The sequence below is a fragment of the Pseudomonas sp. COR18 genome (assembly GCF_048568395.1).
Taxonomy (GTDB): domain Bacteria; phylum Pseudomonadota; class Gammaproteobacteria; order Pseudomonadales; family Pseudomonadaceae; genus Aquipseudomonas; species Aquipseudomonas fuscovaginae_B.
The window spans coordinates 3,419,072-3,433,995 of the sequence record NZ_CP183808.1 but is presented as its reverse complement, the minus strand read 5'-3'; the positions used below and the strand labels follow the sequence as shown (position 1 = coordinate 3,433,995).

General features: G+C 56.3%; 14 protein-coding genes and 1 pseudogene. 14 read left to right on the top strand and 1 reads right to left on the bottom strand.

Annotated features, from left to right (window positions below; genetic code table 11):
* The first annotated feature begins 8 nt into the window (after positions 1-8).
* From ACM62G_RS15870 to ACM62G_RS15815, 12 genes and pseudogenes are all read left to right on the top strand, one after another.
* A complete protein-coding gene (locus ACM62G_RS15870) occupies positions 9-467 on the top strand; it encodes a GNAT family N-acetyltransferase (protein ID WP_054058412.1) in 459 nt (152 codons plus the stop codon).
* A gap of 280 nt (positions 468-747) precedes the next feature.
* Positions 748-1,401, top strand: coding sequence for a DedA family protein (locus ACM62G_RS15865; RefSeq protein ID WP_419737468.1), 654 nt, complete (start codon positions 748-750; stop codon positions 1,399-1,401).
* A 4-nt stretch (positions 1,402-1,405) separates the two neighbouring features.
* Entirely contained in the window at positions 1,406-2,218 is an 813-nt protein-coding gene (locus ACM62G_RS15860) for a zinc-dependent peptidase (protein ID WP_273824143.1), read from the top strand.
* Between the two features lie 172 nt (positions 2,219-2,390).
* Positions 2,391-2,918 carry an inorganic diphosphatase gene (ppa, locus tag ACM62G_RS15855; protein WP_054062521.1) on the top strand — a complete coding sequence of 176 codons (528 nt, stop codon included), beginning with the start codon at positions 2,391-2,393 and terminating at the stop codon, positions 2,916-2,918.
* Between the two features lie 229 nt (positions 2,919-3,147).
* Positions 3,148-3,906, top strand: coding sequence for a LexA family transcriptional regulator (locus ACM62G_RS15850; RefSeq protein ID WP_419737467.1), 759 nt, complete (start codon positions 3,148-3,150; stop codon positions 3,904-3,906).
* 544 nt (positions 3,907-4,450) lie between these two features.
* Positions 4,451-5,476, top strand: coding sequence for an IS21 family transposase (gene istA / locus ACM62G_RS15845; RefSeq protein WP_419737466.1), 1,026 nt, complete (start codon positions 4,451-4,453; stop codon positions 5,474-5,476).
* Complete coding sequence (istB, locus tag ACM62G_RS15840; RefSeq protein ID WP_416768943.1) at positions 5,473-6,255, top strand: IS21-like element helper ATPase IstB; 783 nt, start codon at positions 5,473-5,475, stop codon at positions 6,253-6,255. The genes istA and istB overlap by 4 nt, the downstream gene beginning before the upstream one ends.
* 62 nt (positions 6,256-6,317) lie before the next feature.
* Positions 6,318-7,527 (top strand): annotated as a pseudogene (locus ACM62G_RS15835) (tyrosine-type recombinase/integrase).
* A 536-nt stretch (positions 7,528-8,063) separates the two neighbouring features.
* Positions 8,064-8,920, top strand: a protein-coding gene (locus tag ACM62G_RS15830; RefSeq protein WP_419735755.1) for an IS5 family transposase whose coding sequence is annotated in 2 segments (ribosomal slippage) — positions 8,064-8,418 and positions 8,418-8,920 — 858 coding nt in all. Because the reading frame shifts where the segments join, the coding sequence is not laid out codon by codon here.
* 77 nt (positions 8,921-8,997) lie between these two features.
* Entirely contained in the window at positions 8,998-10,443 is a 1,446-nt protein-coding gene (locus ACM62G_RS15825; RefSeq protein ID WP_419737465.1) for an SIR2 family protein, read from the top strand.
* 2 nt (positions 10,444-10,445) lie between these two features.
* Complete coding sequence (locus tag ACM62G_RS15820) at positions 10,446-10,916, top strand: TIR domain-containing protein (RefSeq protein ID WP_419737464.1); 471 nt, start codon at positions 10,446-10,448, stop codon at positions 10,914-10,916.
* Between the two features lie 21 nt (positions 10,917-10,937).
* The gene (locus ACM62G_RS15815) at positions 10,938-11,510 is read left to right on the top strand and encodes a TIR domain-containing protein (protein ID WP_419737463.1); all 573 of its coding nucleotides are present in this window, start codon (positions 10,938-10,940) and stop codon (positions 11,508-11,510) included.
* Positions 11,511-11,630: 120 nt separating this feature from the next.
* Here ACM62G_RS15815 and ACM62G_RS15810 read toward each other — a convergent pair whose 3' ends face one another.
* Positions 11,631-12,704 (bottom strand): IS630 family transposase, encoded by a 1,074-nt coding sequence (locus ACM62G_RS15810; RefSeq protein WP_419737462.1) that lies wholly within the window; start codon positions 12,702-12,704, stop codon positions 11,631-11,633.
* Positions 12,705-13,824: 1,120 nt separating this feature from the next.
* Here ACM62G_RS15810 and ACM62G_RS15805 point away from each other — a divergent pair.
* Together ACM62G_RS15805 and ACM62G_RS15800 are read left to right on the top strand one after the other, a co-directional pair.
* Positions 13,825-14,292, top strand: a complete 468-nt coding sequence (locus ACM62G_RS15805) for a TIR domain-containing protein (protein ID WP_419737461.1) — start codon at positions 13,825-13,827, stop codon at positions 14,290-14,292.
* A complete protein-coding gene (locus tag ACM62G_RS15800) occupies positions 14,292-14,918 on the top strand; it encodes a hypothetical protein (protein ID WP_419737460.1) in 627 nt (208 codons plus the stop codon). Before ACM62G_RS15805 ends, ACM62G_RS15800 begins: the two co-directional genes overlap by 1 nt.
* Positions 14,919-14,924 lie beyond the last annotated feature (6 nt).

Genomic DNA, 14,924 nt, shown 5'->3' with positions numbered 1-14,924 from the left:
CCTGATCTATGCGGATTACTCAAGCGACCCTGGAACATCTGGACCTGTTGACGCCCCTGTTCGTCAAATACCGTGAATTCTACGGTTCACTGCCCCTTCCCGATTCATCGCGCAGCTTTCTGGAAAAGCGCCTGCGCCGCAAGGAGTCGGTGATCTACCTGGCGTTGGCGGATGATGACGACAAGAAGCTGCTGGGTTTCTGCCAGCTCTACCCGAGCTTTTCCTCGCTGTCGCTCAAGCGCGTGTGGATTCTCAACGACATTTACGTGGCCGAGGACGCCCGGCGCCAGCTGGTGGCCGACAACCTGATGCGCACGGCGAAGAAGATGGCCCGCGAGACCCATGCCGTGCGGTTGCGGGTGTCCACCAGCAGCGACAACAAGGTGGCGCAGAAGACCTACGAGTCCATCGGTTTTCGCGAAGACACCGAGTTCAAGAACTACGTGCTGCCGATCAGCGACGACTGACCGGCCGTCCTCTCAAAATCCTGCGGCGCCCTCTTCGCGGATAAACCGGAACGCCGGCGTCCCGGTTTATCCGCGAAGAGGGCACCAAGCCCAGCACCGGCTCATTCGCAGGGCCGGCGCAAGACATCCCTCGCTACAAACTCTGCAAGCAGAATCCTCTCCAACTCTTATAATCCCGATTTCAAATCAATGTACGAAAAAACTACATTCGATGTAGTTAACTACGTGTCCATTTTTTGCGCAGGTCTGCCGATTCAGACCGTCAACACAGGTGCCACCCATGGATTTCAACCCGCTGGACCTAATCCTGCATCTCGATGTGTATCTCGACATGCTGGTGAACAATTACGGGCCATGGATCTACGCCATCCTGTTTCTGGTGATCTTCTGCGAAACCGGCCTGGTGGTGATGCCCTTCCTGCCGGGCGACTCGCTGCTGTTCATCGCCGGCGCCGTCGCGGCCGGCGGCGGCATGGACCCGGTGTTGCTGGCCGGGCTGCTGATGCTGGCGGCGATCCTCGGTGACAGTACCAACTACATCATCGGCCGCACGGCGGGCGAAAAGCTTTTCAGCAACCCGAACTCGAAGATCTTCCGCCGCGACTACCTGCACAAGACCCACGACTTCTACGATCGCCATGGCGGCAAGACCGTGACCCTGGCGCGCTTCCTGCCGATCCTGCGGACCTTCGCCCCCTTCGTCGCCGGCGTTGGCAAGATGCCCTATGCGCGGTTCTTCGCCTTCAGCGTGCTGGGCACCGTGCTCTGGGTCGGCGGCCTGGTGACCCTCGGCTACTTCTTCGGCAACGTGCCGTTCATCAAGAAGAACCTGTCGCTGCTGGTGGTCTTCATCATCCTGCTGTCGCTGGTGCCGATGATCATCGGCGTGCTGCGCAGCCGTTTTGGCGGTGCTTCCAAGGCCGAGACCCACTGAAACCGTGTGGTCGCTGAGTGCCTGGCGCCGCCGCCGAACCCTCGCCCGTCATCCCGTTGCCAGTGAAACCTGGCAGCGGGTCCGTGAGCACCTGAGTTTTCTCGACGGTCTGAGCGAAGCCGAGGACCGCTGGCTGCTGGAGCACAGCGTGCTGTTCCTCGCCGACAAGCACCTGAGCGCCCTGCCGGGGGTCGAGCTGGATCAGTACAGTCGGCTGCTGCTGGCGGCCCAGGCCCAGTTGCCGCTGCTGCATCTGGGCGATCTGGCGTGGTATTCGGGTTTCCATGAAATCGTGTTGTACCCGGACGATTTCCTGAGCCCGCAACGTCATCGCGATGCGAGCGGGGTCGAACATGAATGGGATGCCGAACACAGCGGCGAGGCCTGGCACCGTGGCCCGGTCATCCTGGCCTGGCCCGGCGTGCTCGCCAGTGGCGCCTGGGAAGGCTACAACCTGGTGATCCACGAACTGGCGCACAAGCTCGACATGCTCAACGGCGATGCCAACGGCCTGCCGCCGTTGCACAGCGACATGCGGGTCGGCGACTGGGCCCAGGCCATGCAACACGCCTACGACGACCTCAACCGCCAGCTGGACCGCGACCCCGACGCCGAGACCGCCATCGACCCCTATGCCGCCGAGAACCCGGCGGAATTCTTCGCGGTGACCAGCGAATACTTCTTCAGCGCTCCGGATCTGCTGGACGCGGCCTACCCACGGGTCTACGAGCAACTGCGCGCGTTCTACCGCCAGGACCCGCTGGCGCGGCTGCGGCACCTGCAGGCGCACGACCCGCGCTACCAGCCTGCCCCCTGATCCGGGGGCGATGGGGTTCGCCAACAGCCCCAGAAGTCCCGGACAACTCATGCACCGGCTGCGTCCACACGTCCTGCAACACGTGGCATCCACCCCGGAATGTGCCTATAATCGCCGCCACTTTTTGGTCAATCCAACCAGGTTTCTGGTCAACTAACGGGGGCATCGCCCAATGAGCTACAGCAAGATCCCGGCTGGCAAAGACCTGCCGAACGACATCTACGTCGCGATCGAAATCCCGGCCAACCACGCGCCGATCAAATACGAAATCGACAAAGACAGCGACTGCCTGTTCGTTGACCGTTTCATGGCCACCCCGATGTTCTACCCGGCCAACTACGGTTTCATCCCCAACACCCTGGCCGACGACGGTGATCCGCTCGACGTGCTGGTCGTGACCCCTTACCCGGTCGCTCCAGGCTCGGTGATCCGTGCCCGTCCGGTCGGCATCCTGCACATGACCGACGACGGCGGTGGCGATGCCAAGGTGATCGCGGTTCCTCACGACAAGCTGTCCCAGCTGTACGTCGACGTGAAGGAATACACCGACCTGCCAGCCCTGCTGCTGGAGCAGATCAAGCACTTCTTCGAGAACTACAAGGATCTCGAGAAAGGCAAGTGGGTCAAGATCGAAGGCTGGGGCAACGCTGACGCCGCCCGCGCCGAAATCAGCAAGTCGGTTGCCGCCTACAAGGGCTGATTCGCACCGACAGCGCACGCTGATGAAGAACCCCGGCCCGCCGGGGTTTTTTTATGCCCGTTTACCCCGGGACAAACAAGGCGTTTAATGAATAAACAGCGCGAAACGGGCGTCCACACGCAAGAGTAGGAATAGTCAACGAAATCAATCACGTTGTGTGCTTTTGCCGGCTATTTTTGAACATCTCGTTTATTTAAACGGGTGTAGCACGCCAGTAAACTCTGTGTTCATGAATACATCAGGCGATCGCTTAAGAGCGCTCCTGCGGGAGTGCCATCTTTCCGCTTCGGACTTCGCTGCCAACCGGCAGGTGACGCCGCAGCACGTCAATAACTGGTTCAAGCGTGGCATCCCCATGGCCCGCATGGATGAGATAGCGGAGTTGTTGTGCGTCAACAGCCGTTGGCTACGAACGGGCGAGGGTCCGAAGCATCCGGGTGCTTCTGCCGCCGAGGCAGAGGCCGACGCCCTGCGGCCACGGGCCGGCGAACAGGAGCCCTACTCGGCCCGTGACGACCTGGCCGCCAGCGAGCGCAACGACGTACAGGTTCCGCTCTACAAGGAAACGCCTACGGCCCCCGGCTCCAAGCAGACTCAGGTCAGCGCCATCCCCGGGCGCAAGGTACGCCTGCCGTACCGGATCCTGCAGGCCATGGGCGTCGACCCGGACAAGGCCATCTGCGCACCGATGATCGGTAATGCCATGGCCGAGAAGATCGAGGACGGCTCCACCATCGCCATCGACCGCAGCCTGACCCAGGTGGTGGACGGCGAAATCTATGCCCTGGAACACGACGGCATGCTCCGGGTGAAATACGTCTACCGCCTGCCGGCAGGCGCGTTGCGGCTGCGCAGCCACAACAGCGACGAATATCCCGACGAGATCTTCAGCGCCGAAGAGATCGAGCGCCAGGGCATTCGGATCCTCGGTTGGGTGTTCTGGTGGTCGACCTTGAACAAGCGCCGCCCGCCAGTACCCAGCAAATAGCGTCGAACTGTGGATTTATCTGAAAACGATCGCTCTGCATGGCGGTTTTCGCTGGGCATATGTCGCAAATGTGGGTATCCTGCGCCGCACATTCTGGCAGCGTCCCCCGAAAGCGGGTCAGCCTGCCACCTACCCTGTGCGAGACTACCGCGCAGGGTCTCCCGACCAGACATTGCCTTTGCGCATGTACCTTTTGAAGGCGGGCGAGGCTTACCAAAAATAAGCCAAACCCGTCCCCGAGAAGCCGGCCACAAGCCGGCTTTTTAATGCCTTTTTGAAAGCCACTCTCATCTCCTGAAAACCGCGAGAGCCTTACTAGATCAAGGCTTTCAGCCTACTTTTGTTCCTGTGACTTCCGTTTTCATCCATCCTCTTCCACAGCCAAGTGGGGGACCAGAGGGCCGAAAAGATGGGCAAGCTGACCGCAAAGTATGTCGAAAATGTGACCGAGCCAGGCACCTGTCACCGCCAATGTAAAACTGACCCCCTAACGCCAACGCAAATTTGACCCCCTGGGCCATCATGGCGGCTTTGAGCTGCCGAGATGTTGACCCAGGAGCAGTCAGTGGAAATCAGGGTATTGGCCCGTCAGGGCATGGGCATCAAAACCATCGCGCGCACGCTGGGCTTGTCGCGCAACACCGTGCGCAAGTACCTACGTGGCGAAGCCGAGTCGCCGCGCTATACAGGCCGAGCAGCGCGTCCAGAGAAGCTCGACCCGTTCAAGGCTTATCTGCAAGAACGCGTGGAAGCGGCCCGGCCACATTGGATTCCTGCGACGGTGCTATTGCGTGAAGTCCAGGCACAAGGCTACACAGGCGGCATCAGCCGGCTCAAATCCTACCTGGCACCGTTCAAATGTCCGCGTCATGACCCTGTGGTGCGCTTCGAGACGGCGCCCGGTCAGCAGGTGCAAGTCGATTTCACCACCATCCGCAGGGGCAGTAACCCGCTCAAGGCATTCGTCGCCACGCTGGGCTACAGCCGCGTCACTTTCGTCCGCTTCGGTGCCCGCGAAGACAGTGATGCATGGCTGGACGGCTTGCGTGAGGCTTTTGTTTATTTCGGCGGGGTACCCGAGGAGGCGCTGTTCGACAACGCCGGAGCGACCATCCTGGAGCGCGATGCCTATGGCAAAGGTCTGCATCGCTGGCATCCCCGGTTATTGGCGCTGGCCGACGAATATGGCTTTCGTCCTCGTGTTTGTAGGCCCTATCGGGCCAAGACCAAAGGCAAGGTCGAGCGCTTCAACGGCTACCTCAAGGGCAGTTTCATTACACCATTGGCGGCCACGCTCAAGAGCGCGGGATTACCGTTGGATGTGGCCACCGCCAATGCGCATATTGGTCGTTGGCTCGACGAAATCGCGCACCAGCGGATACATGGCACCACCGGTGTAAAACCGGCAACTCGCCTGGCTGAAGAACGTGATGTCTTGCTGCCCCTACCAGCCTGCCGGGTGACGAGCGCACCGACGATCACCTCGTTGCGCCTGGGACGGGTTCTACCGCATGAGAGCTTGCAGCACCCGCTTTCGGTCTATGATGAGTTACTGGAGTTGAGCCGATGAACCTGCAGCATGCCCGCATCATCGAACTGTGCCAACAGCTCAAGCTTGAACGGATGGCGGTGGACTGGGCGGGCCTGGCACAACAAGCCGCGACTCAGGAACAGAGCTTCGCCGATTTCCTGGAGCAGTTGCTGCGCGCTGAAGCTGAGGCACGCCTTGAGCGCTCGCGCCAGACATTGCTGAAGATGGCGACACTGCCTGCGCTCAAGACGTTGGAGCAGTACGATTTCGCGTTTGCCAGCGGTGCGCCGCGAGCGCAACTGCAGGAGTTGGCCGGGCTGAGCTTCGTCGAACGTGCCGAGAACATCGTCCTGCTCGGCCCCAGTGGCGTAGGCAAAACGCACCTGGCTTGCGCCCTGGCCTATCGCGCGACCCAGGCGGGTATCAAAACCCGTTTCATCACCGCCGCTGACCTGATGCTGCAACTGGCAGCGGCCCATCGACAGGATCGCCTGAAAGAGTATTTCAACCGTGCGGTGATGGGGCCTCGGTTGTTGGTCATCGACGAAATTGGCTACCTGCCTTTCGGTCGCGACGAAGCCAACCTGTTCTTCAACGTGGTCGCCAGGCGCTACGAGCGCGGCAGCATGATTCTGACCAGCAACCTGCCGTTTACCCAGTGGGCTGGCACCTTTGCGGATGACCAGACGCTGACGGCCGCGATGCTGGATCGGTTGCTACACCACGCACACATCGTGCAGATCTCGGGCGACAGCTATCGCCTCAAGGACAAACGCAAGGCGGGTACCAGCCCGACCAGGGCAGAGAAAACCGTTTAGAAACAGGCCAAGGGGGTCAAATTTCAGTTGGCGAAAAATGAGGTAGAGGGGTCAGTTTTGGGTTGGCGTTGACAGGCACCTACGAAGACGGTGAAGGGCTACGCCTTATCGTCAAAGCTACGGGGCGAAAAAACTGGGTGTTGCGGTTTCAGCTACACGGCAAACGACGAGAGATAGGATTGGGTGGCTACCCCCAACTCGATCTAAAAAAGGTCCGCGCGACCGCCTATGAAAACAAAGTCCAGATTTTGAAAGGCACTGATCCACTCGCAAAACGACAGGCTGAACAAGCCGCTCAACGGGAAGCTGAACGCCGTGAACTGGCACAGCTGATTACCTTTGAGAAATTGGCCACCGACTATCGAGATACCCACGGTTCGAGCTGCTCGGAGAAATGGCGCAAGGGCTGGCTGAGGAAACTAGAACTCTATGCTTTCCCTACGATAGGGAAGTTATCAGCCGACAAGGTCGAGACCAAACACCTGATCAAGGCACTGCAACCACTTCGGGTGACCAAAACGCGGACGGCTGACGAAGTACGTGGGCAAATCGAACAAATCCTGGATGCCGCCAGAGCCCGAGGTCTCAGGACTGGAGAGAATCCGGCACGCTGGCGCGGCCATCTGGAAAACCTGCTGAGCCGGCATGAGAAGAAGAAAGCTCGTAAACGCCAGCATCATCCTGCGCTGAAATGGCAGGATCTGCCGAAGCTCATGGAAGCCTTACGCAAGTATCCCTGCCACGCTTCTGTTGCGGCTCAGTTACTGATTCTAACCGGCGCTCGCTAGCACATGGTCCGATTCGCACGCTAGGATGAGTTTGACTTGAAATCGGGTCGATGGTCTCTGCCTGATGAGCGCATGAAAACCCGGCAAGCGTTCGCGATCCCCCTCGTCCCAGAGGTGGTTTCACTTCTGAAGGGGCCTTCCGAAAGTCAACCCCAAAAGTCCCTACGTTTTCCCCGACCACGGCCGAAGCGGCGTGATGCACGCTAATGGCATTCGCAATTTGCTTCATGCATTGGGTTATGAGCACATTACTCGTCATGGTTTTCGCTCAACCTTCCGGGATTGGGCAGGTGAAAAGACTCCTTTCCCAGGAGATATCTGCGAGCTCGCGCTGGCCCATGACGAACGCGGGGAAACGGAAAGCGCATACTCTCGATCAGACTTTTTTGGTAAGCGACGGGAGCTCATGCACGCATGGGCCATCTATGCCACATCCACACCTGAACACGCGGATGAGGTCCAACGCGAAACATCAGGAGAATGATGAGACGGCGACCGCTGAATGCCTCGGACCTTGAAGCGGATGCATCAACGCTACAATCCCGCAAGCGCGGCGCAACCAAGATCGATGTAGGACCACGAGACCTCTGGTTACCGATTTTAAAGCCGGGTCCCTTTAAGCAGGGAGGCTATGCCTCCCTGCTTAAAGGGACCTCACTTAAAAAATCTAAACCCCATGCATCTGTCTGTGAAAAAGCCACTGATTTCCACCGGTGGATAATTACATCCACAACCGCAGAACTACCGAAAATTCGGGCCTTGACCCAAGTTATTCACCGACGTAAAAAAGATCGGGCAAAGCGCTGTCGTTGACAGCAACCCAGGTAACCAGAACCTTTAAGGCTACGCCACACCGTGTGTGATTCACCCAAGTGAGATTAGCGCCCGGAAACTCGCATAGCTACTTGCCAGATCGGTGGACGCTTAGGCTCTGTCTGAAATCCCAAGAAACTGAAATGTGGCCTCAGAACAGCCTGGGCTCTGTACAGTCGCCGACCATCTACGGAAAGGAATTCTGTGATGGCAAAGCGTTATGAGCTCTCGGATGAAGCGTGGGCGGTGGTCGCCGATCTCTTTACGGCAGCTCACGTCAGGGGCCGGCCCCGCAGCAGTGATCGCTTGATGCTCGATGGTGTGCTCTGGGTACTTTGTTCAGGAGCAGCCTGGCGAGATATGCCCGAGCGTTTCGGGTCTTGGGCGACGGTCTATCACCGCTTCCGAGTCTGGCGAAACCGCGGAACATTCGATCAGATGCTCAGACGATTGCACCTCAGACTTAATGACAAAGGCTTGATCGACCCCCGCACCTGGATGATCGATTCGACCGCTGTTAGAGCAACCCGTGCTTCATCTGGAGCGCGGAAAAAAGGGGGGCTGACGAGCCTACCGATCACGCTCTAGGCCGCAGTCGTGGCGGCCTGACAACCAAAATCCACATGCTCTGCGACGCCAACGGGATACCGTTGCGCTTTCTCCTCTCTGGCGGTCAAGCCAGTGACACCAGCTACGCACAACCACTGTTGGACGGAGTCAGCATTCCATCGAGCCAACGTGGGCGCCCGCGCAAGCGCTGTAAATGGCTGCTTGCCGATAAGGGCTACGACGCCGAAGCGCTACGCCGCTACTGCGACCAATATCGAATGCAACCCGTCATCCCACTGCGTTCGATGAAGCGCAAGCCCAAGCCTGGCTTACCCAGACTGTTCGACCGGCCCAAATACCGACAGCGCAACATCATCGAACGCATGTTTGGCTGGCTGAAAGAGAACCGCCGAATCGTCACGCGCTTCGACAAGCTCGCAAAAAGTTATGCAGCGATGGTCTCGCTGGCTTGTGTCTTGCGGTGTATGCGACGGCTTTTTTCAGACAGAGCCTAATAACCCCCTGGCTGCATTGACACTCCCCCCTCTCCCCGTATGATGGCTACTGGCCAATTACAGGGAAGTATCCGGGTATGACCGGTAAGTTTTCAGCCGAAATTGAAGCGTTCATCAGAACGTATGTGAAGGACATTGAGAATGGGGGGGCCGCTGTGTTTGCCGGCGCAGGCCTTTCTAAAAGCTGCGGTTTCGTCAACTGGAGCGAGCTGCTCAGTGAAATCGCCGAAGAACTGGGTCTTAAGGTTGAGCTGGAGCACGACCTGATTTCGGTTGCGCAATACCATGTCAACCAGAAAAACAGCTCGAATGGCCTGGCCCGAAAAATCCTTGAAGAATTCTCGGAGCAGGCAGAACCCTCCGAAGCTCACGACATTATCTCCCGACTTCCGATCAGAACGTATTGGACGACCAACTACGACACTCTAATAGAAGATAGCCTCAAGCAGAACTACCGCGTCGCGGATATCAAACGCAAAACAGACGACCTAGTTACCACTCGCCCCAAGCGTGACGCCGTCGTTTACAAAATGCACGGTGACGTGTCGTCGCCTGGTGCAGCCATTCTCTATAAGTCTCAATACGAGAAATACCACAAGAGTCACGAAGCCTTTGTAACAACCCTGAGTGGGGATCTGATTTCTAAGACATTCCTGTTCATAGGCTTCAGTTTCACGGACCCCAACCTGGATTACGTGCTCAGTAGACTGCACGTGCCGGACGATTATCGGCGAACCCACTACTGCTTCCTTCGCAAGGAGCCTGCTGAGCTGCAAGGGAAGGAAGACGAAGAGTCCGCGAAGTATCGGCGGCGCCGACAGGAGCACCATGTTCGCGACCTGCTGCGGTTTGGCATTCAGGCACTTCTGATCGACGATTACAATGAAATACCGGTGATTTTGAAGGAGATCGAGAGCCGCTTCCTCAAGAAGACCATCTTCATTTCCGGTAGCGCCGAAGAGTACGGTGCCTGGGACAAGCAGGATGCCCTGAATTTCGTGCACTCCCTTTCTGCATCCTTGGTGAAAGGGGGTTACAGAGTCGTCAATGGATTTGGCTGGGGAATCGGGAGCGCGGTCATCAACGGCGCTCTCGATGCCATTTATTCCAAACCGGAAAAGTACTCGGAGGATCAACTCATCATGCGACCGTTCCCGCAGGTGGCCTCGAATGGCAAAGACCTGCCCGATCTGTGGCATGAATACAGGCACCGCATGATTGGGCTTTCCGGCATAGCCCTCTTCATTTTTGGCAACAAGGTTAAGGACGGCAGCGTCGTTAACGCCGACGGCGTACATAAGGAATTCGAAATTGCTCAGGAGAAAGGCGTCGTAGCACTGCCCATTGGAACTACCGGTTACATGGCGAAGTCTCTGGCAGACGAAATGCTTGCGGATCCAGCTAACCACTTCTCCGATTATCCCTGGCTTGAAGCGGAGGTGGCGCAACTCGCGGACCCCGCAGCTAACCTGGCCAAAATCGAATGGCAAATTCTGTCCATCATTAAGAGACTTGGGGGTTAGGGATGAAACGCAAGGTTTTCTATAGCTTTCACTTCGACAACGATGTGATGCGAGTGCAGCAGATCCGCCGAATGGGTGCGCTGGAAGGCGATGAGCCCGTCAGCCCTAACACGTGGGAACAGATCAAACGCACTGAGCAAGGCGTGAAAAACTGGATCGACCAGAACCTGGACGGAAAATCTTGCTTAGTGGTGCTGATCGGCAGCCAGACCGCCAACCGTCCATGGGTCCAGTACGAAATCAAGCGAGCCTGGGAGCTGGGCAAGGCAGTGGTGGGCGTTCATATCCACCGCCTGAATTGCCCCCGCAATGGCTTCGGGACAATGGGGACCAACCCTTTTAATCAGTTCAGCTTCAAGAACAAAAGCGGCCAGATCGTTAAGCCCCTTGTGTATGAGCCCAACTATAGCGATGCCTATGGCGATATTAAGGACAACTTGGCGACCTGGATCGAAAACGCCATCAATCAGTAACCCATACCAGAAGTACTTAATATGGCTTTTTTTACCAAAAGCGAGGCGCGTGCCGCTGCGGCCGGCGCTCGTGGATATCGCACTGCAAAAGCTGTTCTGACCGCAACAATGGAAAACTACAAATCATACGAGAAGTTCGACGTCTTCCTGTCACACTCCACCGACGATTCGGACCTTGTTCTGGGGGTGATGATCCTCCTGCAAAAGCAGGGAATGCGCGTCTATGTGGACTGGGTTGTCGACCGGCAACTTGACCGCAGCTCGGTGGACAAGGAGACAGCTGCCATCCTCCGAGACCGCATGAAGTACTCAAGCTCCATGATTTATATCGCCACTGAAAACTCTTCCAACTCGAAATGGATGCCCTGGGAGCTAGGGTTCTTCGATGGCCACAAGCCTGGCCGGGTCGCCATACTTCCGCTGTTGGACTCTGAAAACCAGAGTTTCCAGGGACAAGAATATCTGGGGCTTTATCCGGTGGTCACCAAGTACTTAAAGAACCAAGTCACGAACCACTACGTCGAAGACCGCGGCAATAAGTGGAGCCATCTCGGTAGCTTTGCCCGTGGCGTACCCACGTGGAACAGCTATTGATAACCCTCTCCCCCCTTGTCTCGACATGCTTGGCCCCCCACGCTGTAGCATGACACTCACGCTTCTTCGGACCATTATCAGCCTCGCTCTAGTGTTGTGTTTCAGAAGTACCACTGAAAATTAACTGCCCAGTGCTCGTGCCGCGCGGGCGACCGAGGCAAGGATGTCCTCGGCCTTTTTATGCCAGCGAAATGGCTTCGGGTTTTGGTTGTAGGTTTCCAGGTAGTGCTCGATCGACGCTTCCAGATCCTTGACGCTGACATGTGCCTGACGCTTGATCCACTTCTCGCTCAACGTTGAAAAAAAACGCTCAACCAGATTCAGCCATGACGCCGAAGTCGGCGTGAAGTGGATGTTGTAGCGCGGCCGCGCCGCAAGCCATGCCCTGACCTTGTCGGTTTTGTGTGTTGCGTAGTTATCCATGATCAGATGAATCGGCATCTCAGCGGGGACTGAAGCGTCGATTTCCCTCAGGAACGCAAGGAATTCAGTGCTTCGATGCTGGCGTTTCAGCCGACCGATGACTTCACCGGTTGCCACATCCAGGGCAGCGAATAGCGAGGTCGTTCCATGCCGCTTGTAATCATGCGTGCGGGTTGCGGGATTGCCTGGTGACAGGGGTAATCCAGGCTGTGTGCGGTTCAAAGCCTGGATCTGACTTTTCTCGTCAACACATAGCACAAGCGCTCTCTCGGGTGGGTTCAGGTACAAGCCAACGATGTCGTGAACCTTGTCGACAAACAGTGGATCAGTGGAGAGCTTGAAGGTTTTTTCTAGATGCGGCTTGATCCCAAAGGCATGCCAGATACGCATGATGCTGGCAGGCGATAGGCCTGTCTCACGGCTCATGCGCCGCGTACTCCAGTGGCTGGAATCGTCAGGCTTACCCTGCAATACCTGATTCACCACTTGCTGGACTAACTCATCCGAAATGGTACGAGGCCGGCCAGAGCGCGGCTCATCGTTCAAACCCAGCAATCCCAACTTTGAGAAGCGTTGGCGCCAGCGTGACACGACATCCTTGCTGGTGCCCAAGCGCTGCGCAATGTCGTTGCCTGACTCGCCAGCCGCACAGGCAAGAATTATCTCGGCGCGCAAGCGGGCATCTTGGGCACCCTTCCGGAGCTTGACCCGGCGTAACAGCTCCGCTTTTTCAGCCTCAGAAAGGGTAATAACAGTTGCTGGTCGGCCCATGTCGATACACAACTCGTGATGAGTGAGAATCTATAGAGTCTAGCTCAAATTTTTAGTGGTATTTCTGAAACACCACACTAGGTTTTCCGACCGAGCCCCTGCGCATGGGATGACTTTACATTCCCACGCGCAGGGGTTCACATTAAAAAGACGACAAACGGCTAAATGTCCACCCAGGATCACTAACGACCAACGCCTTCCAGCACCGCTGATTGGTGCAATGGACTGCGCGCAATTCGGTTGACCCAGCCATACGCGGGCGATAGAAAGAAGCCTCAAAGCGCTGCCGTTAGCAGCTCCCAAGTAGCCAGAACCTTTAAGGCTACGCAACACCGTGGTGGTTCTCCTAAAGTGCTATTAGCGTCCGGTAGCTCGCACGGTCACAGCGATGTGATGGATGCCTACTTTTACCAGTGCGCCCACTGCGGCAACTTATCCCCTTTCATAACTGCCCTGCAGCAACCTATCCGCTTGGCCATTTCCTTGCGCCAACCTGCGCCCGTCTCTTTCTTCCGGAAAGAGACGGGCGCTCCTACCGATGCTGCAGCCCAACTCGTACAAGGCTTTGCAGCATTTCCCCTCGTGACAATTGGCGTGACAAACACCGAAGTCACCAGCAACAGCGATGCCGATGATGGTGCCGCAGCCCACGGAATGTACTGCACCTGACTGACAGTCAGGCATGCCCCGGTCATCGCTTCACTGCCTTCACCTAACTCGGATCTCGCGGCGCTGGTCTCGTCAACCAGCGCAGCCTCCACCCGCCCACGTCTTCGGAAGTGTTCAGGAGGTCAGATCATGAGATACCCAAGCTCCCGGTCGTAAGTCCCGCGTTAATGGACAACCCTCACAGGTCGCAGGGGCCTTGATCCTTGATAATACTCAACATTTTTGGCGGGACGACGTGAGGAATGGGCATCAGTACGTGACCACAGCTACTGCTGGAGCCTACATGAGCATGAAAACGGATCCTATCGAGCACACAGGGTCGGCTTGATCCCGAAGAGACGGGGAATTGAACAATAGCGACATAGCTACCTGGTGCTACGTCGGACCTACTCACTGATCTGAAAACGGTCTATGCTGGCAAAATGACCGCACTGCATCAGGGAGTAGAGGCATGGCCAAACAAAAAAACGTATTCATCAGTCACGTACACAAAGATGATCATGGATTGCAGAAACTGAAGGATCTTTTGGCTCCAAAAGGTCTAGACATCCGGGACTCATCTATTCATACCGGAAAATTCAACAATGCGACCGATCCGCATTACATCAAAACCCAAATACTTGCCCCTGCAATAAATTGGGCAGGTATATTTATTTGTTATGTTTCCCCACAAACAAAAGATAGTGACTGGGTAAACTGGGAAATTGAATATGCTGCCAAACAAGGGAAAAGAGTTATTGGCGTGTGGAAACACGGAGAAAAAGAGTGCGATCTTCCCTCAGCTCTCAAAGAATACGCCGATGCGTTAGTAGGTTGGAACGGCGACTCAATAATAGATGCCATTAACGGAAAGGATACGTGGGAAAAACCAGACGGTGGTGACTGCGAGCCAGTTGAGCTTAATAGGCACCCCTGCTAATGGCACGTATCCACTCATATGTTGTTCGTTATGATAGCGGATTTGCGCCCAATCCCTACTATGGATTTTGCACTTTAGCTACCTGCAAGCCAACCATTCGTAAAAGTGCACACATTGGCGACTGGATTATTGGTAGTGGGAGTAACGACAGAAAAGTCAGAAGAGGTGGACATCTGGTTTACGCCATGAAAATCACTGAAGCGCTTTCTTTCGATGAATACGCGACAGACCTCCGCTTTGAAAATAAAAAGCCATTCCGTAATGGAAGCAGAAAGCAGAGTTGCGGCGATAATATTTACTTTCGAGATACCCCTGAATCGGACTGGAATCAACGAGACTCTTTCCACTCAAAAGAAGATGGCGCACTTAAACCTGAACATGTTAAACGGGACACTGGTACAAATCGCGTACTAATTAGCAGCGATTTTATTTATTTTGGAGGAGAGGGACCGGAGTTCCCCGAACACCTTGTGGATCGACGAGGACGCCATTTGTGCAAAAGTGGGATTGGATCGACTACGTTCAATGACCCACAACTTTTCGAAAGCTTGGAAACATGGGTGCGCAGCCTTGATTTAACAGGGTATCAAGGGGCACCTTTTGAATGGATCTCACTTAGGAAGTGACGCCTC

Coding starts and splice junctions, on each gene's coding strand:
- ACM62G_RS15800 (WP_419737460.1), top strand. CDS start 14,292: ATGGCACGTATCCACTCATATGTTGTTCGTTATGATAGCGGATTTGCG.
- ACM62G_RS15805 (WP_419737461.1), top strand. CDS start 13,825: ATGGCCAAACAAAAAAACGTATTCATCAGTCACGTACACAAAGATGAT.
- ACM62G_RS15865 (WP_419737468.1), top strand. CDS start 748: ATGGATTTCAACCCGCTGGACCTAATCCTGCATCTCGATGTGTATCTC.
- ACM62G_RS15825 (WP_419737465.1), top strand. CDS start 8,998: ATGACCGGTAAGTTTTCAGCCGAAATTGAAGCGTTCATCAGAACGTAT.
- ACM62G_RS15870 (WP_054058412.1), top strand. CDS start 9: ATGCGGATTACTCAAGCGACCCTGGAACATCTGGACCTGTTGACGCCC.
- istA (WP_419737466.1), top strand. CDS start 4,451: ATGTTGACCCAGGAGCAGTCAGTGGAAATCAGGGTATTGGCCCGTCAG.
- ACM62G_RS15810 (WP_419737462.1), bottom strand. CDS start 12,704: ATGGGCCGACCAGCAACTGTTATTACCCTTTCTGAGGCTGAAAAAGCG.
- istB (WP_416768943.1), top strand. CDS start 5,473: ATGAACCTGCAGCATGCCCGCATCATCGAACTGTGCCAACAGCTCAAG.
- ppa (WP_054062521.1), top strand. CDS start 2,391: ATGAGCTACAGCAAGATCCCGGCTGGCAAAGACCTGCCGAACGACATC.
- ACM62G_RS15820 (WP_419737464.1), top strand. CDS start 10,446: ATGAAACGCAAGGTTTTCTATAGCTTTCACTTCGACAACGATGTGATG.
- ACM62G_RS15815 (WP_419737463.1), top strand. CDS start 10,938: ATGGCTTTTTTTACCAAAAGCGAGGCGCGTGCCGCTGCGGCCGGCGCT.
- ACM62G_RS15850 (WP_419737467.1), top strand. CDS start 3,148: ATGAATACATCAGGCGATCGCTTAAGAGCGCTCCTGCGGGAGTGCCAT.